The 24,904-nt window shown below is 65.8% G+C and carries 23 protein-coding genes, 1 tRNA gene and 1 riboswitch; of the genes, 12 read left to right on the plus strand and 12 right to left on the minus strand.

What is annotated here, in order from left to right; all coding sequences use genetic code 11:
• Window positions 1–78 precede the first annotated feature (78 nt).
• A complete protein-coding gene (locus AB7290_RS01415) occupies window positions 79–1,464 on the plus strand; it encodes an MFS transporter (protein ID WP_085403040.1) in 1,386 nt (461 codons plus the stop codon).
• A gap of 51 nt (window positions 1,465–1,515) precedes the next feature.
• Here AB7290_RS01415 and purH read toward each other — a convergent pair whose 3' ends face one another.
• The 3 genes from purH to AB7290_RS01430 all read right to left on the minus strand — a co-directional run bounded on the left by purH (window position 1,516) and on the right by AB7290_RS01430 (window position 6,495).
• A complete protein-coding gene (purH, locus tag AB7290_RS01420; protein ID WP_085403038.1) occupies window positions 1,516–3,108 on the minus strand; it encodes a bifunctional phosphoribosylaminoimidazolecarboxamide formyltransferase/IMP cyclohydrolase in 1,593 nt (530 codons plus the stop codon).
• Between the two features lie 25 nt (window positions 3,109–3,133).
• Window positions 3,134–3,215, minus strand: a riboswitch (ZMP/ZTP riboswitch).
• A 59-nt stretch (window positions 3,216–3,274) separates the two neighbouring features.
• A complete protein-coding gene (locus AB7290_RS01425) occupies window positions 3,275–4,993 on the minus strand; it encodes a heparinase II/III family protein (protein WP_085403036.1) in 1,719 nt (572 codons plus the stop codon).
• A gap of 155 nt (window positions 4,994–5,148) precedes the next feature.
• The gene (locus AB7290_RS01430) at window positions 5,149–6,495 is read right to left on the minus strand and encodes an RsmB/NOP family class I SAM-dependent RNA methyltransferase (RefSeq protein WP_085403034.1); all 1,347 of its coding nucleotides are present in this window, start codon (window positions 6,493–6,495) and stop codon (window positions 5,149–5,151) included.
• A 187-nt stretch (window positions 6,496–6,682) separates the two neighbouring features.
• Between AB7290_RS01430 and AB7290_RS01435 the strand changes: the two genes are divergently transcribed.
• Complete coding sequence (locus AB7290_RS01435) at window positions 6,683–6,880, plus strand: DUF1674 domain-containing protein (RefSeq protein ID WP_028151091.1); 198 nt, start codon at window positions 6,683–6,685, stop codon at window positions 6,878–6,880.
• Window positions 6,881–6,936: 56 nt separating this feature from the next.
• Window positions 6,937–7,524, plus strand: a complete 588-nt coding sequence (locus AB7290_RS01440; protein ID WP_085403032.1) for a thermonuclease family protein — start codon at window positions 6,937–6,939, stop codon at window positions 7,522–7,524.
• A gap of 55 nt (window positions 7,525–7,579) precedes the next feature.
• On the opposite strand, the gene AB7290_RS01445 is transcribed toward AB7290_RS01440, so the two are convergent.
• Window positions 7,580–8,095 carry a L,D-transpeptidase gene (locus AB7290_RS01445; RefSeq protein WP_085403030.1) on the minus strand — a complete coding sequence of 172 codons (516 nt, stop codon included), beginning with the start codon at window positions 8,093–8,095 and terminating at the stop codon, window positions 7,580–7,582.
• Between the two features lie 409 nt (window positions 8,096–8,504).
• Window positions 8,505–10,451, minus strand: a complete 1,947-nt coding sequence (gene acs / locus AB7290_RS01450; RefSeq protein ID WP_085403028.1) for an acetate--CoA ligase — start codon at window positions 10,449–10,451, stop codon at window positions 8,505–8,507.
• Between the two features lie 410 nt (window positions 10,452–10,861).
• Here acs and AB7290_RS01455 point away from each other — a divergent pair, with 410 nt between their 5' ends.
• Window positions 10,862–12,031, plus strand: coding sequence for a DNA topoisomerase IB (locus tag AB7290_RS01455; RefSeq protein WP_063980320.1), 1,170 nt, complete (start codon window positions 10,862–10,864; stop codon window positions 12,029–12,031).
• 109 nt (window positions 12,032–12,140) lie between these two features.
• Here the strand turns inward: AB7290_RS01455 and AB7290_RS01460 are convergent, their stop codons facing one another.
• Entirely contained in the window at window positions 12,141–12,596 is a 456-nt protein-coding gene (locus AB7290_RS01460) for an SRPBCC family protein (protein ID WP_085403026.1), read from the minus strand.
• A gap of 100 nt (window positions 12,597–12,696) precedes the next feature.
• Here AB7290_RS01460 and AB7290_RS01465 point away from each other — a divergent pair, with 100 nt between their 5' ends.
• A complete protein-coding gene (locus tag AB7290_RS01465; RefSeq protein ID WP_085403105.1) occupies window positions 12,697–13,791 on the plus strand; it encodes an adenylate/guanylate cyclase domain-containing protein in 1,095 nt (364 codons plus the stop codon).
• 115 nt (window positions 13,792–13,906) lie between these two features.
• Here the strand turns inward: AB7290_RS01465 and AB7290_RS01470 are convergent, their stop codons facing one another.
• The 3 genes from AB7290_RS01470 to tsaD form a co-directional block, all read right to left on the minus strand.
• Entirely contained in the window at window positions 13,907–14,320 is a 414-nt protein-coding gene (locus AB7290_RS01470) for an EVE domain-containing protein (protein ID WP_071908724.1), read from the minus strand.
• Window positions 14,321–14,436: 116 nt separating this feature from the next.
• Window positions 14,437–15,417, minus strand: a complete 981-nt coding sequence (locus AB7290_RS01475; RefSeq protein ID WP_085403024.1) for an NAD(P)H-dependent glycerol-3-phosphate dehydrogenase — start codon at window positions 15,415–15,417, stop codon at window positions 14,437–14,439.
• Window positions 15,418–15,419: 2 nt separating this feature from the next.
• Window positions 15,420–16,493 (minus strand): tRNA (adenosine(37)-N6)-threonylcarbamoyltransferase complex transferase subunit TsaD, encoded by a 1,074-nt coding sequence (gene tsaD / locus AB7290_RS01480; protein WP_071908722.1) that lies wholly within the window; start codon window positions 16,491–16,493, stop codon window positions 15,420–15,422.
• A 151-nt stretch (window positions 16,494–16,644) separates the two neighbouring features.
• Between tsaD and AB7290_RS01485 the strand changes: the two genes are divergently transcribed.
• The 4 genes from AB7290_RS01485 to AB7290_RS01500 all read left to right on the plus strand — a co-directional run bounded on the left by AB7290_RS01485 (window position 16,645) and on the right by AB7290_RS01500 (window position 20,696).
• A complete protein-coding gene (locus AB7290_RS01485; protein WP_071908721.1) occupies window positions 16,645–17,406 on the plus strand; it encodes a uroporphyrinogen-III synthase in 762 nt (253 codons plus the stop codon).
• A gap of 65 nt (window positions 17,407–17,471) precedes the next feature.
• On the plus strand, window positions 17,472–18,707 hold the full coding sequence (locus tag AB7290_RS01490; protein ID WP_085403022.1) for a hypothetical protein: 1,236 nt from the start codon (window positions 17,472–17,474) through the stop codon (window positions 18,705–18,707).
• A 37-nt stretch (window positions 18,708–18,744) separates the two neighbouring features.
• Window positions 18,745–20,520, plus strand: a complete 1,776-nt coding sequence (locus tag AB7290_RS01495; protein WP_085403020.1) for a heme biosynthesis HemY N-terminal domain-containing protein — start codon at window positions 18,745–18,747, stop codon at window positions 20,518–20,520.
• A 100-nt stretch (window positions 20,521–20,620) separates the two neighbouring features.
• Window positions 20,621–20,696 (plus strand) — tRNA-Thr (locus tag AB7290_RS01500).
• A gap of 84 nt (window positions 20,697–20,780) precedes the next feature.
• Here AB7290_RS01500 and AB7290_RS01505 read toward each other — a convergent pair.
• Together AB7290_RS01505 and AB7290_RS01510 are read right to left on the minus strand one after the other, a co-directional pair.
• The gene (locus AB7290_RS01505) at window positions 20,781–21,515 is read right to left on the minus strand and encodes a class I SAM-dependent methyltransferase (protein ID WP_144030808.1); all 735 of its coding nucleotides are present in this window, start codon (window positions 21,513–21,515) and stop codon (window positions 20,781–20,783) included.
• A gap of 22 nt (window positions 21,516–21,537) precedes the next feature.
• Window positions 21,538–22,194, minus strand: coding sequence for a hypothetical protein (locus AB7290_RS01510; protein WP_144030807.1), 657 nt, complete (start codon window positions 22,192–22,194; stop codon window positions 21,538–21,540).
• A 220-nt stretch (window positions 22,195–22,414) separates the two neighbouring features.
• On the opposite strand from AB7290_RS01510, the gene AB7290_RS01515 reads away from it, so the two are divergent.
• The gene (locus AB7290_RS01515) at window positions 22,415–22,789 is read left to right on the plus strand and encodes a hypothetical protein (RefSeq protein WP_085403014.1); all 375 of its coding nucleotides are present in this window, start codon (window positions 22,415–22,417) and stop codon (window positions 22,787–22,789) included.
• A gap of 74 nt (window positions 22,790–22,863) precedes the next feature.
• Here AB7290_RS01515 and AB7290_RS01520 read toward each other — a convergent pair whose 3' ends face one another.
• A complete protein-coding gene (locus AB7290_RS01520) occupies window positions 22,864–23,919 on the minus strand; it encodes a polysaccharide deacetylase family protein (protein ID WP_085403012.1) in 1,056 nt (351 codons plus the stop codon).
• A 253-nt stretch (window positions 23,920–24,172) separates the two neighbouring features.
• Between AB7290_RS01520 and AB7290_RS01525 the strand changes: the two genes are divergently transcribed.
• Together AB7290_RS01525 and AB7290_RS01530 are read left to right on the plus strand one after the other, a co-directional pair.
• The gene (locus AB7290_RS01525) at window positions 24,173–24,481 is read left to right on the plus strand and encodes a hypothetical protein (RefSeq protein ID WP_085403010.1); all 309 of its coding nucleotides are present in this window, start codon (window positions 24,173–24,175) and stop codon (window positions 24,479–24,481) included.
• Window positions 24,482–24,643: 162 nt separating this feature from the next.
• Window positions 24,644–24,859, plus strand: a complete 216-nt coding sequence (locus AB7290_RS01530) for a hypothetical protein (RefSeq protein ID WP_063980334.1) — start codon at window positions 24,644–24,646, stop codon at window positions 24,857–24,859.
• The last annotated feature ends 45 nt before the right edge of the window (window positions 24,860–24,904 follow it).

Genomic DNA, 24,904 nt, shown 5'->3' on the forward strand with positions numbered 1-24,904 from the left:
GCCAGTTCCCACGCGTCGCTTCAATGCTATACGCTTTGCCCCAACAGAGGCAAAACTGTTCGTGATGGGGACTGGAATATGACGACGATCGCCTCGGATGCGCGCTTGGCCGGCGCGCAGCGGACCTATCCGCCGCGCGCCGCCGTTATCAGCTGGATCTTCTTCGATTGGGCCGCGCAGCCTTATTTCACGCTGATCACGACCTTTGTTTTCGCACCCTATTTCGCCACCAGCATTGCGCCAGATGCCGCCACCGGCCAGTCGTTGTGGGGCTTTGCGATGGCAGCCGCGGGCCTCGCGATCGCGCTGATGTCGCCGGTGCTCGGCGCCATCGCCGATGCCTCGGGCCGCAGGAAGCCGTGGATCGCGGGATTCGGCACACTGCTGGTGCTGGCGGCCAGCACGCTGTGGATCGGCAAGCCCGGCGATCCCACCATCATTGCGCCGCTACTCACCGCGGTCGCGCTCGCCAGCGTCGGCGCGGAATTCGCCACCGTCTTCAACAACGCGATGATGCCGACCCTGGTGCCGCCTGAGCGGATCGGCCGGCTCTCCGGCACCGGCTGGGCCACGGGTTACATCGGCGGCATCGTCAGCCTCGTCATCGTGCTCGGCTTTCTCGCCGCCAATCCCGAGACCGGCCGCACGTTGCTCGGCTTCAAGCCGCTGTTCGGGCTCGATCCGGTCAGCCATCAGGGCGATCGCATCGTGGGACCGCTGACCGGGCTGTGGTTCATCATCTTCGTGACACCGTTATTCCTGTTCACGCCGGATTATCCGGCGAAGCATCCGGTGCGCGAGGCGCTGCGCGAGGGATTGTCGGATCTCAAGCAATCGATCAAGGGTCTCCCGCAGCGGAAATCGCTCGCGGCATTCCTGCTCGCCAATATGATCTACACCGACGGCCTGGTGTCGCTGTTCGCGTTCGGCGGCATCTATGCCGCCGGCACCTTCGGCTGGCACACGATCCAGATCGGCACCTTCGGCATCATGCTCGCGATTGCCGGCGCCCTTGGCGCATGGCTTGGCGGCAAGCTCGACGACGGTCTCGGGCCGAAGCGCGTCATCGCCGGCAGCCTGCTTGTTCTGTTGCTGGCGGTGGCGGCGATTCTTCTGGTCGACAAGGACAGCGTCCTGTTCGTCAAGGTTGCGCCGCCTCTTCCGGGCGCGCCCCTGTTCTCGAGCGCGGCCGAGCGCGCTTATCTCGTGTTGGGTTGTCTCATCGGCGCTGCCGGCGGCCCGCTTCAGGCCGCCTCGCGCACTCTGCTGATCCGTCTCGCGCCGAAGGATCGCATCGCGCAGTATTTCGGCCTGTTCGCGCTGACGGGGAAGGTAACGTCCTTCATCGGCCCGCTGCTGATCGGCATGATCACCGCGGTGACGGCGAGCCAGAAGGCCGGCATGGCCGTGCTGGTGGTGTTCTTCGTCGCGGGGCTGGGGTTGTTGATGCGGGTACGGGATTAGTGGCGTAGCCCGGATTTCGCTGCGCTCCATCCGGGCTACGCTCGCGGTGAGTTAGTGCCTAAAGTGCCGCGTGCCCGTGAACACCATGGCGATGCCATGCTCGTCGGCGGCCTTGATCACCTCGTCGTCGCGCATGGAGCCGCCGGGCTGCACCACGGCGGTGGCGCCGGCCTCGATGCAGGCGAGCATGCCGTCGGCGAACGGGAAGAACGCATCCGACGCCACCACCGAGCCCTTGGTGAGCGGCTCTGCGAGCTTGAGCTCATTCGCCGCGTCCTGCGCCTTGCGCGCCGCGATCCGCGCTGAATCCACCCGGCTCATCTGGCCCGCGCCGATGCCGACGGTGGCGAGATCCTTGGCGTAGATGATGGTGTTAGACTTGACGTGCTTTGCCACGCGGAACGCGAATTTCAGATCGCGCATCTCGGCGTCATCAGGCGCACGTTTGGTCACGATCTTGAAGGTCATGTCGTCGACCACCGCGTTGTCGCGGCTTTGCACGAGGAGGCCGCCAGCCACCGTCTTGGCGGTGAGGCCAGGCGCGCGCGGATCGGGCAGGCTGCCGGCGAGCAGCAGGCGGAGGTTCTTGCGCGCGCCGATGATGGCGATCGCCTCCTCGCTGGCATCGGGCGCGATGATCACCTCGGTGAAGATCTTCGTGATCTCGCGCGCGGTGTCGGCGTCGAGCGCGCGGTTCATTGCGATGATGCCGCCGAACGCCGAGGTGGAATCGCAGGCCAGCGCCTTGCGATAGGCGCTGACGAGATCGGAGCCTTCGGCGACGCCGCATGGATTGGCGTGCTTGACGATGACGCAGGCCGCGGTGCGCTTGGCGTCGAACTCGCCGATGCACTCATAGGCCGCATCGGTGTCGTTGATGTTGTTGTAGGAGAGCTCCTTGCCCTGGAGCTGCCGCGCGGTCGAGACGCCCGGCCGCTTGTCGGGCGTCGCATAGAACGCCGCGGTCTGGTGCGGGTTCTCGCCATAGCGCAGCGACTGGATCAGTCTGCCGCCGAAGGCGCGGAAGTCGGGCGCGTCGATTTCGAGCTGGCGGTTGAACCAGTTCGAGATCGCGGCGTCATAAGCTCCGGTGCGCGCATAGGCCTTTGCGGCAAGCCGCCGGCGCAGTTTCAACGTCGTCGATCCGTTGTTGGCGGCGAGCTCGTCGAGCACGGCCTTGTAGTCCTCGGCCTCGACCACGACGGCGACGTCGTCATGGTTCTTCGCCGCGGCGCGGATCATTGCGGGGCCGCCGATGTCGATGTTCTCGATGCAATCCTCGAAGCCCGCGCCTTTGTCGACGGTCGCTTCGAACGGATACAGGTTGACGACCAGGAGATCGATCGGCGCGATGCCGTGCGCCTTCATCGCCTCCGCATGTTCCTTGTTGTCGCGGATCGCGAGCAGGCCGCCATGCACCTTCGGATGCAGCGTCTTGACGCGGCCGTCCATCATCTCGGGGAAGCCGGTGAGGTCGGAAACGTCCTTCACCTTGAGGCCGGCCGCGGCGATCGCCTTGGCGGTGCCGCCGGTCGAGACCAGCTCGACATCGTGCGCGGCAAGCGCCTTTGCGAACTCGATCAGGCCGGTCTTGTCGGAGACGGAGAGAAGAGCACGGGTGACGCGGCGGGGATGGTCAGTCATGAGCAAGATCCTCTGTCTTAAGGAGTGTCTATGCCCAGGCGCGCGGCTTCTATATCTCGCGCTTCCCGATGGTGCTCCATCCAAGGTCGCCAGTCGCGCGAGCGAGGGCTCGATAGCAGCTTTCGGCCGTTTTCACAACGATGAGATGGGGCCGAATCGTGCGCGTTTACAGCGGAAGTTCCGGCTCGCGCCGGGCGTTGCGGCGGGCATTGGTGACCGCAGGCGATGCAGTGGAGCGGACGAAGCTCCAGCGGATCGACGGCGCCTGCCGCGCATCCTGCCGGATCACGATCTGCGCGGTGCGGCGCGGGCCGTCATTGCCGGCCAGGAACACGCTGTCCTCGAGGTCGACCTTGTCGTCCAGCGCCTCGAAGGTCCAGACGTCGCGGTTCGGCAGCACCAGCATGACGCCACGGGCATCCGACAGCCGGCTCGCCTTCACCGCCGGATGCAGATGGAAGCGTAGCGCGAAGTCGGCGTCGGCACCCTTGAAGCGTCCGCCCTGAGGCGGCGACAGCGTGTCCTCGCCGTCGATGCGTGCGCCGTCATTGGCGACCATCAGCACGCGGCGATGGATCGCGCCGAATTTCGCGAGATAGCCGTCGTGCGAGGTCGTGAGCAGCGTGCCGTTCTGCACGATCTCGCGATAGCTCTCGACCTCGACCGGGCCGCTGGTGACGGGCGAGCCGTGCAGGAGGCGCTTCATCGCCGACATCTCGACGAATTGGCATGAGGACGTCTCATGATAGGTCAGCGTCGAATGCGCCGCGGTGCCGCGTGCGAACGGCCGCCAATTGTCGCGGCCCGTGGTCGGCATGCCGCAATTGGTGACGATGCGGCTGATGCCGGAAGACAATTCGAACGACAGGCAGCCGGCATGGGCGTCGTGGCTGACGCCGGCCGGCGGCGGCGGGCCGGTGTCGATGATCAGCGTGGTCTGGCCGGCGTCGAGGCGCTGGAAGCCGGTATGTGGCATGTTCGCCATCGGCGCGCCGTGGGTGTCGTCATAGGCGAGCAGCGTGGCGAGCAGGTCCGAGGGCGTCGCGCTCATGCCGTTGAAGAGTGCGAAATTGCCGTCGCCGTGCCGGAAGAAGCGCAGCATCGGCATCATGCGGTCGATCGCGTTGAGCAGCGCCGGCGGCGGCGCAATGTTGCGCGCGGCAAAGGTCTGCCGCAGCGGCAACAGGTCGATCAGGAGCTCGATCAGCGCGCCCGGATTGCGGGAGATGTGGCCGCCATCGGGCAGGATCTGCCGCTGCAACTCGTCCGAGAGCTTTTTCGAGGCACTGCGGATCTGCCGCGCCTGGTTGGCAAGGCACAGCGCCGCGTAGCACAGCGCGATCAGCACCTGGAGCTTCGGCACCCCGTCGGGAATGTTGACCATGGTGTAGCGCAGGAAGCGGATCTCCCGCGCCAGCGCCCGCAGATAACGGCGATAGAATTTGTTGTCGGTGTCGTTGAGCACCAGCGGTGCCTGCGACAGCAGCGAGATCACACGCCGCGCCAGCACGTCGGCACGCCGCGCGACGGCGCGGCGCTTGTTGGCGGGGTTGGCGATCCAATCCTCGACCAGCGCGCGCGCATTGGCGCGCGTCAGCGCGGTGTCGGCGGCGCGCAGATGGCGCAGCCAGCCGAAGCCGAGCAGCGCGACCTCCCAGTCTTCCGACGGCGGTTCGAGGTCGAAGATCGAGCGGCCGTGGCAATTGACGATCTTGCCGGCGAAGACGAAGCGGCCGGCATAGATCTCTGCGGCGCGGGTCGCGTCCGCGGTGCGCAGGTCATGCGGCGCGATGATCAGCCGGTCGGTACGGCCGGGCCAGACCCGCGATAGCGCAACGGAACCGCCGCTCGCGCGCGCGAGCATGTTCCGCGCGAAGCGGTTCATCACCAGCGTCGAGATACGTCTGCGTTGAGCGACCGACACGCCTTGCCTTGAAGGGGGAGAGGATTAACGACGAATCCTTCTTAATCCCAAAATTGGACGTCTGACACCATCTTGAAGCGTCGCGAATCAGCGCTGGCGCAAAAACCGGTGCAAAATCAGGATTTAACGAGCCGGGCTGCGTAGAAACCGTCGAGCCCGCCGAGCTTGGGATCGGCGTTCGGCAGGTGGCTGGGCAGCGTGCGCAGGTCGCCTTCCGTGGTGATGATCTCGCTGAGCCCCGAGACCTCGGAAGCTTCGATCGGCACGCGGCGCAGGCCGCCCTCCGTGGCAAGTAGCGCCGCGATCGCCTGCTCGCCCTCTTCGGGTTCCAGCGAACAGGTGCAGTAGACCAGCGTCCCGCCCGGCTTGAGCAGCGAGACGGATTTCTTCAGCAGCCGCTGCTGGAGCGCGGTCAGGGCGGCGACGTCGGATTCCTGCCGGAGCCAGGCAACGTCGGGATGGCGCCGGATCGTTCCGGTCGATGTGCAGGGCGCATCGATCAGGATGCCGTCAAAACCTTCGGCAGGGCCGGCCCATTCCACGGCGTCGGCGACGACAGTCTCGGCCTGGAGCGACAGTCGCGTCAGATTCTCGCGCAGACGCGCCACCCTGGCGGGTGAGCGGTCGATCGCCGTGACATGCGCGCCGGCCTGTGCCAGTTGCGCGGTCTTGCCGCCCGGGGCGGCGCAGAGATCGGCTACGGCCTTGCCTTTGATGTCGCCAAATAGCCGAGCCGGCAACGCGGCGGCGGCATCCTGCACCCACCATTGCCCCTCGGTGAAGCCGGGCAGCATGGTCACGGCGCCGTGCAGCACCGTGCGCACCGATCCGGTCGGCAGTACTTCACCGTGCAGCCGGTTCGCCCATTGCGCGGCGTCCGATTTCACGGTGAGGTCGAGCGAGGGCTCGTGGCCGAGCGCCAGCGCCATGTCTCTTGCGGTCGCCTCGCCGTAATGCGCGCTCCAGCGCGCGAGCAGCCAGGGCGGCAAGTCCAGCGATTGCGTGGCAACTTCATCCACCAGCGCCTTGCCCTCGCGCGCGCAGCGGCGCAGCACGGCATTGACGAGGCCGGCATAACGCGCGGCACGCCGGTCGGATTGAACGAGGCGGACGGAGAGATCAACCGCGGCGTGATCGGGCACGTCCATCCAGAGAATCTGGGCGGCGCCGATCAGGAGTGCGCTCTGCGCGCGCGGCGCTTCGGAGGGAATGCCCTTGTCGAGCAAGCGGGACAGCACATGGCCGAGCGTGCCGAGCCGACGCAGTACGGTCGCGACCAGGCGGCGCATCAGCGCGCGGTCGCGGTCGGCGAGCGTCTTCAATCCGGGGTGGGCACCGCTGCCGTCGAGCTGATCGTCAAGCGTGCGGTGCTTGTGCAGCACGCCGTCGACGATGTCAGCGGCGATCCGCCGCGCCGCGAGACCAGGCACTTCGGACGGAGGAGCGAAACGTTGAGATGGCATGCGGCTTAAGGTTCTTGGCGAGCGGCAGTTCCGCCGCAATGGGCGCATGCCTCGAGAGACGTATCTCTGGCATGCGAATATGCCAAATGTAAGAATGGCCTCTCGCGTTTACAGCCCGCCATGACCATCTCAGCAATGCGTTATTGGACGTCGCACACCCCGTGATCCTGCGCTAGGAACCGCCGAGATGAGTGACCAGCCCCCCGTTCCCGATCGCAAGCCGCTCCCGCCGGCCGCCCAGCGCGCGCTGGCCGAGGCGGAAGCGCGCCGGCAGGCTGCTGCTGCCCACGCCGCGGCGGCGCCGAAGGAATTGCAGGGACCGAAGGGACCTGAGCCCACCCGCTACGGCGATTGGGAGCGCAAAGGTATCGCCTCGGACTTTTGAGGCTGGCTTTTGAGGCTATCTTGCCGGATCGCCCGACTCAGCCCTAGCGTGCGCGGATGCCGCGTTTCGATCCCAGCCATCCATACCGGCCCTCATACAGTGGTTCGCCGTTCAGCCGTCACTTCTCGGGGCTGTTGCCGTGGATGTTCGTGGTCGCAATCGTGGTGGCCGTCGTGCTTACGTTCCGGCACGGGATGAACTGGCCCTTCCCGCATGCGATCGACGGTCAATCGCGAGATGCCCAGATCATTTTGCAGCAGGCCAATCCAGACATCCGTCAGCCGGTCGACGTCATTCGCACGATCGACGGCGATACCTTTCTCGCTCGCGTGCGCCAGCGCGACGGACGCGTTCTCGTTGCGCGCGTTCGCCTGCGCGGTATCGATGCGCCGGAGATGAAAGCATCCTGCCAGGATGAATTGGACAAGGCTCAAGCGGCGACCGGCGCCCTGCGCGATCTGCTCGGCCAGGGCGGCGTGACGATCGCCAATCTCGGCCCCGACAAATACGGCCGTGTTCTCGCCAATGTCGCGACAAGGCGAACTGCGGACGTATCTGCCGCGTTGCTCGCGGGCGGTTACGCGCGGAGCTACAATGGCGGCCATCGCGACGGCTGGTGCGCGCGCGGCTGGCGCTTCTGGTAACAAAAAAGCCGCGTCGAAAGACGCGGCTCTTGCCGTCTTGCCCCGATCCCGACGATCAGCGCCCCACGACCACCGTCGTGCCGACGGAGACGCGGCTGTAGAGATCGGTGATGTCGTCGTTGAGCATGCGGATGCAGCCGTAGGAGACGAAGCCGCCGACCGAGCCCGGCACATTGGTGCCGTGGATGGCATACTCGCCGCCGGCCAGCGTCATCGCGGCGACGCCCATCGGGTTATGCGGTGAGCCGCCCGGGATCACGTCGGGAAGCTGCGGCTTGTCGCGCTTCACTTCGGCGGGCGGCGACCAGGCCGGATTGCGATACTTGCCGTCGATGCGGGTGGTGCCGGCCCACTGCTTGCCGGACTTGCCGACGCCGACCGGGTAGCGCACGGCGTGGCCGTCATCGAGGATGAGATAGAGCCGCCGCTCGTTGGTTTTGACCACGATGGTACCGGGTGAATAGTTGGCGACGTGCGTCCCAACCATTTCCGGCCGCGCCTCTGCGGCCGTCGACATCAAGACCCCAGCCCCGATGGTGGCGGCGAGCGCCACAGCAATCTTTACCGACATCAATTTTTCCTCTGCCCCGAACGGATCGTCCAAAACTACGCAGCACCGGCAATTGCCCGCTTGCCCGGATATTCTTAACCGCGCCTGTTAACCGGATGGTTTCCACGCGCGGCCGGCAAGGGCCCGCCAGCACGCGGAACAAAGAAAATGTTCGAAATAAAGTAAATGACAAGAAAACAACACTTGGCTGGAAAGACGCGGGCGCGGCTGATCGCGCCCTGACAAGTGCGTGAGGGTGTGAACGGCTGTTATTTCGGGGGCTCTGTGTCCCGGACGCGCTGCAGCGCCTTGGCGCTGCTGCGCAGAGCCGGGACCCAGGAGGCCACACTCTCCGCCGTTGGATGGGCCCTGTCTCAGCAGCGCACCGCGAAGTGCGCGCTGCGCTGCGTCCGGGGCACGAGAACGTGCCTTATGCCGACTTCTTGTTCTGCCGGTTCTTGACGAGATCGTCGACGACGGCCGGATCGGCGAGCGTCGAGGTATCGCCGAGGCTGCCCGGCTCGTCCTCGGCGATCTTGCGCAGGATGCGGCGCATGATCTTGCCGGAGCGGGTCTTGGGCAGACCGGGCGAGAACTGGATCTGGTCGGGCGCGGCGATCGGGCCGATCTCCTTGCGCACCCATGTGACGAGCTCCTTGCGCAATTCGTCGGTCGGCTCGACGCCGGCCATCAGGGTGACATAGGCGTAGATGCCCTGGCCCTTGATGTCGTGCGGGTAACCGACCACGGCGGCCTCAGACACCTTCTCGTGCGCGACCAGCGCGCTTTCGACTTCCGCGGTGCCCATGCGGTGGCCGGAGACGTTGATGACGTCGTCGACGCGGCCGGTGATCCAGTAATAGCCGTCGGCATCGCGCCGGCAGCCGTCGCCGGTGAAATACTTGCCCTTGTAGGTCGAGAAATAGGTCTGCTCGAAGCGGGCGTGATCGCCATAGACCGTGCGCATCTGGCCCGGCCATGACCGCGTCAGGCACAGATTGCCTGATGTCTCGCCGTCCAGCACCTTGCCGTCGGCATCGACGATCTCAGGCACGACGCCGAAGAACGGCTGCGCCGCCGAGCCCGGCTTCAGCTTGGTCGCGCCCGGCAGCGGCGTGATCAGGATGCCGCCGGTCTCGGTCTGCCACCAGGTGTCGACGATCGGGCAGCGGTCGTCGCCGACGACGCGGTGATACCACTCCCAGGCTTCGGGATTGATCGGCTCGCCGACCGAGCCAAGCAGCCGGAGGCTTGCACGCGACGTCTTCTTCACGGGCTCGTCGCCGCTCTGCATCAGTGCGCGGATCGCGGTCGGCGCGGTGTAGAAGATGTTGACCTTGTGCTTGTCGATCACGTTCCAGAAACGGGAATTGTCCGGATAATTCGGCACGCCTTCGAACATCAGCGTGGTCGCACCGTTCGCCAGCGGCCCATAGAGGATGTAGCTATGTCCGGTGACCCAGCCGACGTCGGCGGTGCACCAGTAGATGTCGCCGTCGTGATAGTCGAAGACGTATTGATGCGTCATCGCGGCGAACACGAGATAGCCGCCCGAGGTGTGCAACACGCCCTTGGGCTGGCCGGTCGAGCCCGACGTGTAGAGGATGAACAGCGGATCCTCGGCGTGCATGTGCTCGGCCCGGCATTCCGTCGTCACCATCTTGGCGGCGTCGTGATACCAAAGATCGCGCGACGGATTCATCTCGACCGTGCCGCCGGTGCGCTTGACAACGACGACCCAGTCGACGCCGTCGGCCTTGACGAGCGCTGCATCGACATTGGCTTTCAGCGGCACCTTCTTGCCGCCGCGCAGGCCCTCGTCCGCCGTGATGATCACCTTGGATTGGCAGTCGTTGATGCGCTGGGCGAGGCTGTCGGGCGAGAAGCCCGCGAACACCACGGAGTGGATCGCGCCGATCCGCGCGCAGGCCAGCATCGCGTAGGCCGCTTCGGGAATCATCGGCAGGTAGATGGTGACGCGGTCGCCCTTCTTGACGTTGCGGGTGCGCAGGATGTTGGCCATCCGGCAGACCTCGTCGTGCAGCTCCTTGTAGGTGATGTGCCTGGATTGCGAGGGATCGTCGCCCTCCCAGATGATCGCGGTCTGGTTGGCGCGCTTGTGCAGATGCCGGTCGATGCAATTATGGGCGACGTTGAGGATTCCGTCCTCGAACCATTTGATCGAGATGTTGCCGGGCGCGAAGGAGACGTTCTCGATCTTCGTCGGCGCGTGCATCCAGTCGATACGCTTGGCCTGCTCGGCCCAGAAGGCGTTCGGGTCCGCGATCGAGCGGGCATACATGTCCTTGTACTTGGCTTGGTCGATCCAGGCGCGCTTGGCCCATTCCGCGGGGACGTCGTAGGTCTTCTCGGACATGCTTCCCTCCAGATACGGCAAGCCGAGCCCAGGCGACTGGCGAGCCGACGTCATCGTTGAACCGATTATGCGTCCGCCTAACCGGACCCGACAAGGAGCACAAGCTGGACCTTCGACGAGCAGGCGGCCATGCGGAAGATCAACGCCGCCTGGCGCGACTGTCGCAGATCTGAAACAGGCCGGCGCGGCTTTCCAGGTCTTTACCAGATCGCCGGAAGAGGCCCGTGCAGGGCGCCCATGCGCCGCAGGAGGTATTTAGAAACCGTCTGTCACTGATTCGGGACTCGCAATGCGGTTCGGAACACCCTAAATGGCCAACCCGGGTCCAACGAGACCGTCCAAGAGACCCTTGGAACAAAAATCAGAACAGCGGCATTGACCGATAACAGACAGGGCTAAGGCTTAAGACTATGATGGATCAGCAGAATCTCGGGACGATGCGGCTCGCTTCGGCCGATCCTGCTGCTGTCGCGCTGGCCAAAGCCCTCGGACAATGGCCGAAACCGGCCGGTTCCGCCCGTCTCAGCCCGAAAAAGGTCTTCGACACCGCGCCTGCGACCTCGGTTGAGGCGATCGCCAAGGAGCTGGGCCTGCGGCTCGGCGACCAGAACGAGCTGACCATCCGGCGCATCAAGCGCGGCAAGGGCTATTCCTTCGTCCGTCCCAACGGCGCGCATATCCGCGACGCCCGCACCATCCGCCGGCTGCACGCCATGGCGGTGCCGCCGGCCTATCGCCAGGTGCGCTACTCGGCCGATCCGAGCTCGCATCTCCAGGCGGTGGGACGCGATGCCGCGGGCCGGCTGCAATACCGCTACCACGCCGATTGGGAAAAGGTCCGCGAGCACCGCAAGGCGCACCGGCTGGAAAAGCTCGTCGGCGCGCTGCCAAAGATCCGGCGCAAGGTCTCGGCGTTCCTGTCGGGCGACGAGCCGACGCGTGAATTCGCACTCTCGGCCGTGATCGAGCTGATCGCGCGCACCGCGATCCGTCCCGGCAACGAATCCTATGCCCGCCTCAACGGCACCCGCGGTGCCACCACGATGCTGAAGTCGAACGTTACGCTCGAGGACGATTCCTTCGTGCTGACCTTCAAGGCCAAGGGCGGCAAGGCGGTGCGAAAAGAGTGCGACGCTGCGAAGCTGGTGCGCGCCATCGGCATCCTGAACGGCGTTCCCGGCAAGCGCATGTTCCAGTATCGCGACGCCTACGGCATCGTGCGCGCGGTCAGCACCACGCAGGTGAACGCGTTTCTGCGCGAGATCGCCGGCATCAAGATTTCGCTGAAGGATTTTCGCACGCTGATGGCGTCCGCAGTCGTGGTGGAATCGCTGTCGCGGATCACGCCGGCGACCAGCCAGCGCGGCCGCAAGAAGCAGGTGCTGGACGCGATCCGCGCCGCAGCCGACAAGCTCTCCAACACGCCGGCGATCTGCCGCAAGAGCTACGTCCACGACACCATCGTCACCGCCTTCGAGGACGGCATCCTCGAACGCTTCGCCGCGACCATGAAGGGCCAGCGTTCGCAGGCCAGGCGCGAGCAACTGTTGCAGCAGGTGGTGGCGACCGCGGCAGTTTAAGCGGCGGTGCCGTAGGGTGGGCAAAGGCGCGAAGCGCCGTGCCCACCGTTCTTCACGACATTGTTGATAGGCCGCGTGGGCAAGCTTCGCTTTGCCCACCCTACGAGATCTACATCTTGTCTGAGATACCCTTGTCCGGACCGGGATCGCTGCCCGCGGCGGCGCTCGTCAGCCGGCCCAGATAATGCGCCCATCCTTTCGCGTGCGCGGCGGCCTGTTCCTCGGTCGGGAGCCCGCTATGGGTCATGCGCAGCAGCGTGCCGCCGTCGCGCTCGATCAGGTCGATCTCGATCAGGCTCGAGCCGGGCGGAACTTCCTGACCGCCCTCCCAGCCGAACGTATAGGCCAGACGATGCACTGGCACGACCTCGCGGAAGGTGCCGCGGCCGACGCCGCCACGCGGGCCGATGCCCTTGAGGAGATAGAGCCCGCCGGGATGCGGCTCCGTGGTCGCGTCGGAGCCCATCCAGCTCAGGATTTTCTCGGGGTCGGTCAAATAGGCGAAGACGGTGGCGCGGGGGGCTGCGATCTGGGTTTCGCGTCGCACTACGAATGGCTCGGTCATCGGCGATCATCCCTGGGCTGATCCCGGGACATGGCGGCGGTGGAGCTGTGCGTCAAGGATTGCCGTGACAAAGATGGCCGACCTTCGCCATCATCGGGTCATGCAACTCTCCCGGACCCTCGCCTGGCTCGTCGATGCCGCCTCGGATTGCCCCGGGGCCGACCGTCTGCTCGCGGAACTCGGCGCTCATCTGGTCGCCGACGGTGTGCCGCTTGCGGCAGGCAGCCTGACATTGGAGGTGCCGCATCCGCTGATCGCGAAGCGGACCTGGCTGTGGCGCGCGGAGAACGGCCGGGTCATCGAGGCGCTCGGCTTCGCACCAAGTGGGCTGGCGCCCGACCCGCCCAATGATGCCGGCCGCCGCTGGCTGCGCGACATCGCGGGCGGCGAGGTGCACGAAGAGGTGGTCGGACGACCAGATGGGCCGCAGCTCGGCTGGATCGGGCCGCGTCCGTTCACCGCAGACGAGATCGAGCAATTGCGCCAGGCTGCGCGTTTCGCCGCGACGCCGCTGGCCGTGCTCGCTGCGCGCGCCACGTTGCGCGCGACGCTCGATGCCTATCTCGGCAAGCGCAGCGCGGAGCGGGTGCTGGCGGCGCCGTTGCGGCGCGATCTCGGCGAGACCATTCAAGCCGCGCTGCTCTATGCGGATCTGCGTAACTTCACGACCTTGTCGGAGACCACACCGCCGGCCGACGTCATCGCAGCGCTCGACGCCTGGTTCGATCGCATCGCCGGTGCCGTTCATGCCTTCGGCGGCGAAGTGCTGAAATTCATCGGCGACGGCGTGCTCGCGATCTTCCCGGTGGTCGAGGCGTCGCCGCGCCGCGCGTGCGACGCCGCCCTGCGTGCCGCAGGCGCAGCCGAAGCCGGCATGGCGTATCTCAACGGGGAGCGCAGCGCTCAAGGACTGCCGCCACTTGCATTCGGCGCGGCCCTTCATCTCGGCGAAATACTCTGGGGCAATATCGGCGCCGCCAACAGGCTCGATTTCACGGCGATCGGTCCCGCCGTGAATCTCGCCAGCCGGCTCGAGGGATTGTGCAAGCCCCTGGAACGGACCGTGCTGGTATCGGGGGCGCTGGCCGCGGAGACGGACACGCCTCTCGTCGCGCTCGGATCGCATCCGCTGCGCGGCATCGCTTCGCCATGCGAGGTGTTTACGCTGCCGGAGACGCAAGCCCGGATATCGTAGCCCCGACGAAGCGAAGCGCAGTGCGCTCTTGCGCGCCGTGCCCACCATCTCACGGCAAGCTGCGGTTTCGATTGGTGGGCACGCTACGCTTTGCCCACCCTACCGTTGAAGTCGCTTACATCCCGCCCATCTTACAGACGAGCTTCCACTCCTCCGCCGTCACCGGCTGCACCGACAGGCGCGAATATTTCACCAGCGCCATGTCAGCGAGCTTCTTGTCCGCCTTGATCGCGGCCATCGTCACCGACGTCTTCAAGGGCTTGTCGGCCTTGATGTCGACGCAGACGAATTTTTCGGTCTTGTCGGTCGGGTCAGGATAGGCCTCCTTGATGACCTCCGCGATGCCGACGATCTCCTTGCCTTCGTTGGAATGATAGAAGAACGCCTTGTCGCCCTTCTTCATGCTCACGAGGTTCTGGCGCGCGGTGTAATTGCGCACGCCGGTCCAGGCCTCGCCCTTGGCGCCCTTCGCCACCTGCTGGTCCCAGGACCACACCGACGGTTCGGATTTCACCAGCCAGTAGTTCATCGCGCGTCCTATCCGTTCGTCATGGCCGGGCTTGTCCCGGCCATCCACGTCTCTGCCACCAATTCAATATCAAGACGTGGATGCCCGCGACAAGCGCGGGCATGACGAGAAAGACGTCATTCCTCTGCCTTGAAGGGGCGCGTCAACAGCCCCGAAATCGCGGCGTCGATCGTGCTCCGGCCGCTCAGGATCGAAGCGACCGCTTCTGATACCGGCATCTCGATGTTGTGCGAAGCTGCGAGTTCGATCAACACAGGTGCGGTGAACTCGCCTTCGGCGAGCTTGCCCGCGGGCGGCTGCTCGCCGCGGCCCAGCGCAAGGCCGTGCGCGAGATTGCGCGATTGCGGGCTCGAGCAGGTCAGGATCAGATCGCCGAGGCCGGACAGGCCCGTGAGCGTCTCGCCGCGCGCGCCGAGGGCCCGGCCGAGGCGCGTGAGTTCGGCAAAGCCGCGGGTCGTCAGCGCGGCCTGGGCGGAGGCGCCGAGCTTGCGCCCGACCGCGATGCCAACCGCGATCGCCAACACGTTCTTGGCCGCACCACCGATCTCGACGCCGCGAACATCTGTCGTGTGATAGGGCCGGAAGGTCGCCGAGCCGAGCGCCTGCACCAGCGCGCTCGCCAGCGCTTCATCCTTCGCCGCCAGCGTCACCGCGGTCGGCAAGCCGCGCGCGACGTCGTCGGCAAAGCTCGGGCCCGACAGGATCGCCGGCGGCGCGTGAGGTGCAGCTTCCGCGATGACGTCGGTCATGAATTTATGAGTGCCGTGCTCGATGCCTTTGGCGCAGGCGACGATCGGCACCGGCCTTGCCAGATGCGAGGCCAGCATGTTGACTGCGCCGCGCAAATGCTGCGCGGGCGTGGCGATCAGCACCATGTCAGCGCGCGCGGCCTCCGCAAGCTCGTGCGTCACGACGATCTCCGGCGTCAGCCGCACGCCGGGCAGCCGCGGATTGTCGCGGGTCGAGGCGATTCGCGCGGCATGTTCGCTGTTGCGCGCCCAGAGCGTCACGTTCCGTCCGGCGCGCGCCGCGACCGTCGCCAGCGCCGTGCCCCATGCGCCCGCACCAATCACCGCGACGGACCGGAACGCCGTCATGGCTAGAATCCCGCCCGCGTGTTGCCGTAACCGGCCGGCGCCGTGGCGTTGGCATCGAGCAGCCAGCGTGCGCGGGGTTGGGCTTCCATCGTGTCGATCATGCCGAGCGCCAAGCGCTCGGCGCCGGCCCAGGCGATCATCGCGCCGTTATCGGTGCAGAGCGCGGGCGGCGGCATGATCAGTTGCGTCCCGGCCTGCCGCGCGACGTCATGCAGGGCGCCGCGGATCGCCTGATTGGCCGCGACGCCACCGGCGGCGACGAGGGCATGCGGAGCGCCGAACTGCTCGCGGAAAAGCCTCAGGCCGACGCTCAACCGGTCCGCCGTCGAGTCGAGCACGGCGGCTTGAAAACTCGCGCAGAGATCGCTGATATCCTGCGGCGCGATCTCGGTTAACCGGCTCGCCTCGTTGCGCACCGCTGTCTTCAATCCCGACAGCGAGAAATTGGCATCGGGCCGTCCCTGCATCGGGCGCGGGAAGGCGAAGCGCGTGGCATCGCCGCTTGCCGCGGCGCGTTCGACCTGCGGCCCGCCCGGATAGGGCAGGCCCAGCATCTTCGCGACCTTGTCGAAGGCTTCGCCCATCGCGTCATCGACGGTGGTGCCGAGCCGCACATATTGGCCGACACCGGTGACGGCGACGATCTGGGTATGCCCGCCCGAGGCGAGGAACAGGCAGTAGGGAAATTCAATTCCGTCGGTGAGGCGCGGCGTCAGTGCATGCGCCTCGAGGTGGTTGACCGCGACCAGCGGCGTGTCGTGCACCATCGCGATCGCCTTTGCGGTGGTGAGGCCGACGATGACGCCGCCGATCAGCCCCGGCCCCGCCGCGGCGGCGACACCGTTGAGCTGCGCATAGTCGATGCCGGCCTCGTGCATGGCCCGGTCGATGATGCCGTCGAGGACGTCGACATGCGCGCGCGCGGCGATCTCCGGCACCACGCCGCCGAAGCGGGCATGCTCCTCGATCTGGGACCGCACGATGTTGGACAGGATCTTGCCGCTGCCGTCGGGCGCGCGCTCGATCACGGCCGCGGCGGTCTCGTCGCAGGTGGTTTCGATGCCCAGTACCAGCATTGGCGAATTGTTATCCAATTTGCGCCCTTGCGCTCATCCGTAAAGCAGAGTTCTGGTACGTCCGGTAGCATTCCGAGGTCCACTTGCGCAATCGTCACGCGCGGCCGCCTTCGTGAATGCGTCACCGCCACGTGGTTCGGGAACACAAGCGATGTCCATTCTTGTCACACGGCCGCATCCCGACAATGAGGCGACGGCGGAAAATTTGCGGGCGCGGGGTCATGTGGTGCTGCTCGCACCGATGCTCAAGTTCGAGCCGGTCGCCTTCCATGACGAGAGTGAGGCCGACTACGGCGCCATCATCGTCACGTCGGCCAATGCGATCCGCGCCGTCGCGCCGCAATTGCAAGATCTTGGCTTAAAGAATCTTGGCCTCCTGGAGCTGCCGCTGTTTGCGGTCGGGGAGCACACGGCTGCCGCGGCGCGCGACGCCGGCTTCGCCGAGGTGATCGTCGCCGGCGGCGACGCCGCGGCCTTGCGCGACAAGGTGATGCAGAGCGCGCGCGACAAGCTGCTGAAGAAGAAAAGCACGCTGCTCTATCTCGCGGGCGCGGATCTGTCGCGCGATCTCGGCGGCGAGCTCGGCGCGGAGGGCTTCAGCGTGGTGACGCAGACCACCTATCGTATGACTCCTGTCAAGATCCTGCCGCGCGATGTCTGCGATGGCTTTGCCGCGCATGGGATCGAGGCGGTGCTGCACTACTCCCGTCGCAGCGCGCGGGCCTTCCTGGATGCGGCACGGGACGAAGGCGTCGAAATCTCGGCGCTGGCGATCCCGCAATGCTGCCTGTCCGAGACGGTCGCCAGCGTGCTGCGCGATGCCGGCGCGTCGCAGGTTCTGGGGGCCGCGACGCCGGACGAAAATGCCCTATTTGATACCTTGGAGCGTGCTTTGCGGACCCGTTTGGCGTAAGAGGTCGGGCCGAATCCGACGCGATCGGGTCCGTTCAGGGCATTTGAGTGTGAGGAACCGTCACGATGGCCGATGACAAGCCTGAAGACGCAGGATTGGCTCCCGAGTCAGGCCGTGCCAAGCGCACCCCGCCCACCATCGACCTTGAGGCAACCGAAATCTCGACCCAGCCGCAGCCAACGGTGGCCGCCGAACCGGAGGTTCAGCCGACGCCGGAGCAGGCCGCGCAAGAGCAGGCCACGGTCGAAGAGTCCAAATCCGAAGAGGCCAGGCCTGACCCGGAGCCCGCGCATGCGGAGGCCGCGGTTGCTTCCGCTCCCGCGTCGGCGCCGGTTTCGCCCTGGGTCATTGCGCCGTTCTCCGGCGCGGTCGCAGCCGCAATCGTGATTGCCGTCGGCTGGATGCTGGGCTGGCCCGCCGTAGAGGCGCCGCCGGCCGCGCCGCAGGTCACGAGCGCGACGGTCGACGCGCTCAGCGGACGTGTCGCCGCGGTCGAAGCCAAGGCGGGCAAGCCCGCCGCCGATCCGGCCGTGGTGGCGCGGATCGATGCACTGGAGAAATCCGCAAGTGCCTTGCGCAGTGACATCGCCAATCTGCGCGCACAGTCCGACAAGACCGCCAACGACGTGAAATCGGCACCGCGCGCTGCCGCGCCTGATCTTGCCGCGCTCAGCGACCGCATTGCGCAGCTGGAGCGTGCCAGCAAGACGGAGCGCGCCGAGCTCGCACAGCAGGGCGAGAAGATTGCCGACAACAAGGCGACGAATGACAAGCCGCTGCGCCATGTCGTGGCGGCGGCTCTGCTCGACGTCGCGGTTCGGCATGGCGATCCCTACGAATCGCAATTGGCCACGGCGCGGTCGCTCGCGGCCAAGCCCGATATGCTGAAGCCGCTCGACACCTTTGCGTCGTCAGGCATTCCGACGCCGGTCGCGCTGAGCCGCGAATTGCTCAACATCGTGCCCAAGCTCTCGCCGCCGGCGGAAGCCCCGGCCGCCGGTGCCGGCATCGTCGAGCGCCTCCAGGCGGGGGCCTCGAAACTCGTTCGTATCGAGCGCACCGACGGCGTCGGCAATGATCGCGGCGCCATCGTCGCACGGGTGACGGCGGCGGCGCTTCGCAACGATTTCGCGGAAGCGCGGCGCGAGCTGAAGACGCTGCCCGAGGCCGATCGTGCACCGGCACAGGCCTGGCTCGAGAAGGCCGACGCGCGCGACGCCGCGCTCGGCGCCTCCCGTAAATTCGCCGACGATGCCATGGCGGATCTCGCCAAGCCCGATCTGGTCAAGCCTGCTCAGTAAAGGTTCGCGCAATAATCAGCGCGTAATAGGGATCGCCATGCTTCGCATCGTCCTCTTCCTCGTCCTGATCGCGCTGGCGGCGGCCGGCGCGGCCTGGGTTGCCGATCAGCCCGGCGATCTCGTCTTGACCGCGGGCGGTTTCCGCGCGTCAACGACGCTTCCGAGGTTCGTGTTTCTGCTCGGCGTCTTTGCAGCGGCGGTCGTGCTGGTCTGGAGCATCGTGACGATGATCTGGCGCGCGCCGGGACGCCTGCGCCGCCGCCGTCATGAGAAACGCCATGCGCGCGGCCGCCATGCCATCACCCACGGCCTGCTCGCGATCGGTCATGGCGATACCGCCCTCGCCCGCCGTCACGCCGATACCGCGCGGCGGCTGGCCGCGAACGATCCGCTCGCACTGCTGCTGCACGCGCAGTCGGCCCAGCTCGAAGGCAATCGCGACGAGGCCCAGCGCGTCTTCCGCGTCATGGCCGAGCGCGAGGATACCCGGCTGCTCGGCCTGCGCGGCCTGTTCATCGAGGCGCAGCGCGCCGACGATGCGGTCGGCGCCGTGATGATCGCGGAGGAGGCGATCAAGCTGTCGCCGTCCTCGACCTGGGCCTCGCACGCGGTGCTCGGCTTCCGCTGCGCGCGCGGCGACTGGAGCGGCGCGCTCGCGATCCTCGATTCGAATCTGTCAGCCGGCCTGATCGACAAGGCGGGCTATCGCCGCCAGCGCGGCGTGCTGCTCACGGCCCGCGCGCTGGAATTGGAAACCATGGACCGCGACGTGGCGCGCGAGAGCGTGATGGAGGCGATCAAGCTCGCGCCGACGCTGGTGCCGGCCGCGGTGCTCGCGGCCAAGTTCGAGAGCGAAGCGCATCAGGTGCGCCGCTCCATGAAGCTGGTCGAGGCCGCGTGGCTCGCCAATCCGCATCCGGATCTTGCCGACGCCTACGCGCATGTGAAGCTCGGCGATTCCGCGCGGCAGCGCTTGCAGCGGGTCGAGACGCTGGCGGCCAAGACGCCGGCCGACAAGGCCGGCCATGTCGAGGGCCAGCTCGCGATCGCGCGCGCCGCGATCGACGCCTCCGAGTTCGCGCGTGCGCGCGCGGTGCTGGCCCCTTACGTCAACGATCCGACCCAGCGCGTCGCGCTGCTGATGGCCGAGCTCGAGCGCACCGAGCACGGCGACGGCGGCCGTGCCCGCGCCTGGACCTTGCGCGCGGTGCGCGCCCGCCACGATCCGGCCTGGACCGCGGACGGCTATGTCAGCGACCGCTGGCGTCCGGTCTCGCCGGTCACCGGCCGTCTCGATGCCTTCCAGTGGCAAACGCCGGTCGCGAGCCTGCCCTCCGACAAGGGCGCCACGATCGAATCCTCGGCCTTCGAGGAAGCCATGCTGGCCGCCCCGCCGCCGAAGCGGGTGACGGCAGCCCCGAGCGAAGCCCCGGTGGAACCGCCCGTGGCTGCGCCGGATCCGGTCCCCGCCGCACAGGACAATTCGCCCCCTGAGGCCAAGGAGACGACCGGGGAGGCCGCCAAGGAAGAGCCTGCGGTCGCGCCGGCCGCCGAGCCGGTCAATCCCGCCCCTGAGGCGCCCGAATCATCGCCGGAGGCGGCAACGCCGGTGTTCCGGACCCGCGCCGACCTCGGCAAGCCTGCGCCGGCCCCGATCCAGGCCGTCATCCCGATCGTCCGCGCCCCCGATGATCCCGGGATCGACGACGAGGGTCCGAGCGACGAATTTGCGGAACAAATCGGCACGCCCAGAACCCATGCAAAGGCCCAGGCCGGCGGCTGGCGCGGATTCTGGTCCCGCTGGGGCGCGTGAGGCACATTTCGAAGCCCGCTCCACCTTGCCAATTCGGGCCATGCCCGATATCAGGAGCGCGCGTATCGGGACCTGCATTGCGCGGGTCCCGGTAGGGTTCGCCGCAATAGCTCAGTTGGTAGAGCACGTCATTCGTAATGACGGGGTCGGGGGTTCGAATCCCTCTTGCGGCACCATTTATCGCTCTGATTTTTCGTTGTTTTCCGCGCCGTTGTTTCGTCCTCCGATGCAGCCTCGCCGCGAGACGGCATGCCATCGCCTCAGACTTTGCGCAGGCTTTCGATTTCCCACAGCGCCAGTTGCCGCCGGTCGAACGGTGGGACGTAGTCGTCCAGCACCTTGATCGGCGGCGGGAAGTTGTAGGGCGGAGCGCTCAGATCGATGGAGAAGAAATCACCCGTGCGGATCGCACGATTTCGGCCAGCCGGGTAAGTCGTCGTCAGGAGATACTTGATGTTGGATCGACGAATGTTGTCGATTGCTTGAAAAATCATCTCTTCGGACAGATGAATGAAGCAATCGCGGCAGAGCAGCAGGTCAGCTTCCGGGAGCGGATCGTTGCAGAGATCGATCCGGAGGAACGTGCGATCTGGGCGACTGTATTGGTCACCCGTTCGCGCAATCAGTTCCGGAACGATGTCTCCTCCAATATAGCGAGAAATTGGAAGTTCGATCTTCGACAACCAATGAAAATCACCACAAGGCAAATCGAGCAGGGTACGGATCCCGAGGTCGCCAACCAGACCAGGAAGGCTTTCTCGCACCCTTTGGGTATTGTGCAGCGTGGATCCGCCGCCGGAAGCGGTTTCCTTGTAACCCCAGACGTTACGCCGATAGATCTCGCTGAACACTTCGCCAGGCGTTCCACGGAGATTGCGCACCATCTGCGTACGCAACCAGATCAGCGCGGGCTCCGGTAACGTCTGGCGCGCGATGTCGATAGCCGTCGAGAAAAAGGCCGTCTGACGTAACCAGTCTGCAAACTTGTCGAACACATCGCCCCCGTATTGTCGCAAGCTAGATGCGCGCGAACCTGAATTGTTGCGTGCCGCGCTCGGTGGGATCCGGGCTCCGCTCAGTGATGCGAAATCCCTCATGAGCCTGGATGAATGCTTGCTCGGAGATCCAGTTGCGCTCGTATCTGACGAGCTTCTCCCTGGAGGCGAGCGACGATCCTGGACCGTTGTCGCTCAGGTACGAGGTCTGAACCTCTCGCCGGGTCTCTTCGCTGATCGGAACGCGGTACCATGCCAACATTGCCGGCCGAACCGAGCACAGCGTTCTGACGGTTTCCAATGCATCCGGGACGTACTGTATGGCCCCATTCGAGTGGAGGAGATCGACAGTGCCGAGCCAGTCGGCGGCTTGGTCGATGCGCTCGAAAAACATCAGCCTATCGGTGCCAAGCTCCTTGGCGCGCCGCACCATTGCAGGCGTCTCAACCACCGCCCATCGAATGTCCGGGCATTGCCGGCGCGCCACCTTGTAATGCAGGCCAGCACCTCCGCCGAAATCGAGAACCGTGTTCATGCCCGCGACCAGCGGCCAGTCGCTGTCCGGGCTGTAGTTGATTGTCTTTAGGAAAATCGTTTCGACCAGTTCCGGATTCTCGTACCCCTGGACAACCTCTCGCGGCGGCAGCAGCTTACGCTTCACTCGCTGGATGAAGGTCATAACGGGCGGACTCGGCACGCCTTGTGATACGTGTCGAGCGTCTACCACAATCAGAAACATTTGGAAACAATCGCGAAACGCGACATGACGTTGCGGGTCGATCGCCGCGAATGCTGATCGCGGGTTCAAGACCGAGCGCGCAGTCTACGTGATGACAGTCACATAGCGCAGATCACATCTCCCCTAGTCTTCCGGTCACGCAAACACGGGGAGATTTCACATGCGCAAGATCATTCTGGTTGCCGCCATGGTCCTGGCTTCTGCATCTGCCCATGCTGTCGACCGCAGCCTGTCGCAGGCCACGGCGACGGCCGCTCCGCAGGGCACCACGGCCACCGCCCCGACGACGCAAATCAGCGAAGTCGCGCCAGCCGCGGAAGCTCCGAAATACGTCGATCGTCCGCCGGCAGTCTCGGCCTCTGCTCCCGCCGTGGCGACGGCTCCTGCCGTGACCGCGACAACGACGACCTCAGCGCCGACGGAGACGAGCAAGCCCGCCACGAAGACCGCAAAGGCGGGCAAGCCGAAGCACAAGCGCAGCTGGACCGAAGGCCGCATCATCAGCGAGCTGCACCGCCACGGCATCTACTGGTAAGGCTGCGACTCGCTACAAAAGCAAATGGCCGGGCAAGAGCCCGGCCATGCGCGTATTGAGGAAGCGTGTCGGCCTTACTGCGACACCGTCTGCACCACGCTCGTTATCGGACGCGCGCTCGAGGTCGGCACCTTCAGGTCCTTCAGCAGCGCCTCGTCATATTCCGGCAGCGTCTGGAGCGTTGCCTTGGCCTTCATCTGAACGACCTTGTAGCCGCCAGCCTTCAGCCGCGCGAGCAGCGCCGGCATCGCTTCGCCGGTGTGCTTCTGGAAGTCGTGCATCAGGATGATGCCCTTGCCGAGCTTGTCGAGCCTCGTCATCACCGTCTCGATGATCTTCTCCGGCGTGGCGCCCTTCCTGAAGTCGAAGGAGTCGATGTCGGTCGAGAACATCGCGACGTTGCGGGTGCTGAAATAGGTCACGATCGCCGGATTGTGCTGGAGCTGCGGGAAGCGGAAGAACGGTGCCGGGTTGGTGCCGAGCGCGTATTTCACCGCGCTGATGCCCTTCTCGACCTCGTCCTTGGCCTGCTGCTCCGTCATCTTCTTGCCGTTCAGGTTGACGTGCGACCAGGTGTGCGTGCCGACCGTGTGGCCCTGGGCCAGAACCTGGCGCAGGATTTCCGGATGATAGGTCGCATGCTTGCCGACCGAGAAGAACAGGCCCTTGGTGCATTCATCCGCGAGCGCCTTCAGCACCGCGGGCGTGTTGACCGGCCAGGGACCGTCGTCGAAGGTCAGCACGACCTCCTTGTCGGTGAGGAAGTCGAACTGCTTGAAATGATCGAAGCCGAAGCCGGGACCGCCGGTGGTGTCGATCTCGACCACGCGGGCAACGCCCAGCGCGTTCGGATTGGCGCAGGCCTGCTTCGGCTGCACTGGCGCGATCGGAGCGGGCGCAGGCGCCGCTGCCTGAGCAACCGCCGTCGGCCTGGCCGCGATCGCCGCGGTGGTCTCGACGTCATCTTTGGCGGCGAGCTTCGCCTGTGCCGGCAATTGATCGGCGGCACGGGCGGCCGTTGTTTTGGGGGCGCCCTGATCGGCGCGCGCGGAATAATAAAACCAACCGCCGGCGGCGATCACGACCGCCGCAACTACACTGGCCAGCATCAGGCCCAACGCATTACGCATCGCTATTCTTTCCAATTACGCAACCAACCCGGCGGAATCTCCCGCGCGACGAGCCATTAATGCGAAGGAACAGTTAACGTGACACCAACACGACGGCGTTTGCGCCGGATTTTCAGCGAGGTGCGCCATGTGACGGAGGTCACATAGGGCGGGCCACCCGTGACCGTCATCACAGTGGAAACTGTTTTGCCGGAGCATCGTAGTTCCCATCAACAACGGGCCCCGCTTCCAGCGGCGCCCATGGGAGCTTCAAATGACCAAATCTTCTTCTGCCGAATCGCTGACGAGTAGGATCCGTGACACCAGCCTGGCTCTGGGCTTTGCCGCCACCGTCTCGATCGTCGCGACGACCTCGAGCTTCGCCTTCTCGGCCGAGGCGCAGCAGCAGTGCACCGGCGATGCCTTCCGCCTGTGCTCCTCGGAAATCCCCAACATCCCGAAGATCACGGCGTGCATGATGAAGCATCGTTCCGACCTGAGCGCCGGCTGCCGCGCGGTGATGGACAAGGACCTCGCAAAGGGCGCCTCACGCAAGGTCGCTGACGCCCAGGACAAGCAGTAGGACAACGCGCAACGGCAATCGTTGTTGGCTCCCCTCGCGATGTGCTCCCGGCGTCAGGCCGGGGCCACGCGCGCCAGTCCCGCTCGGTAATAAAGCCGTTGCGGCGTCGGGATCGTCGCACTAGCTTCGCCCGCACTTCCTTGGGGTAAGAGGCATTACGCGATGACCAGATTTCTTTTCATTGTTTCTTTGATTCTGTGCGCATCGAGCGCCTCAGCGCAACAGCAGCCCGGCCACGATGCCTGCGCGCGCGATGTGACGCGCTTCTGCCGTGCCGTGATGAACAATGGCGATGGCGCCGTGCTCGCTTGCCTCAAGCAGAACCGCACCCGCCTCAGCAAAGCCTGCGACAAGGTGCTGACGGATCACGGGCAGTAAGACGTGCCGTCGTAGCCCGGATGAGCGAAATCCGGCGTCTGCCCG

Origin of the sequence: Bradyrhizobium sp. 613_E4_N2_2, assembly GCF_052075995.1 — a bacterium.
Lineage (GTDB): Bacteria > Pseudomonadota > Alphaproteobacteria > Rhizobiales > Xanthobacteraceae > Bradyrhizobium > Bradyrhizobium barranii.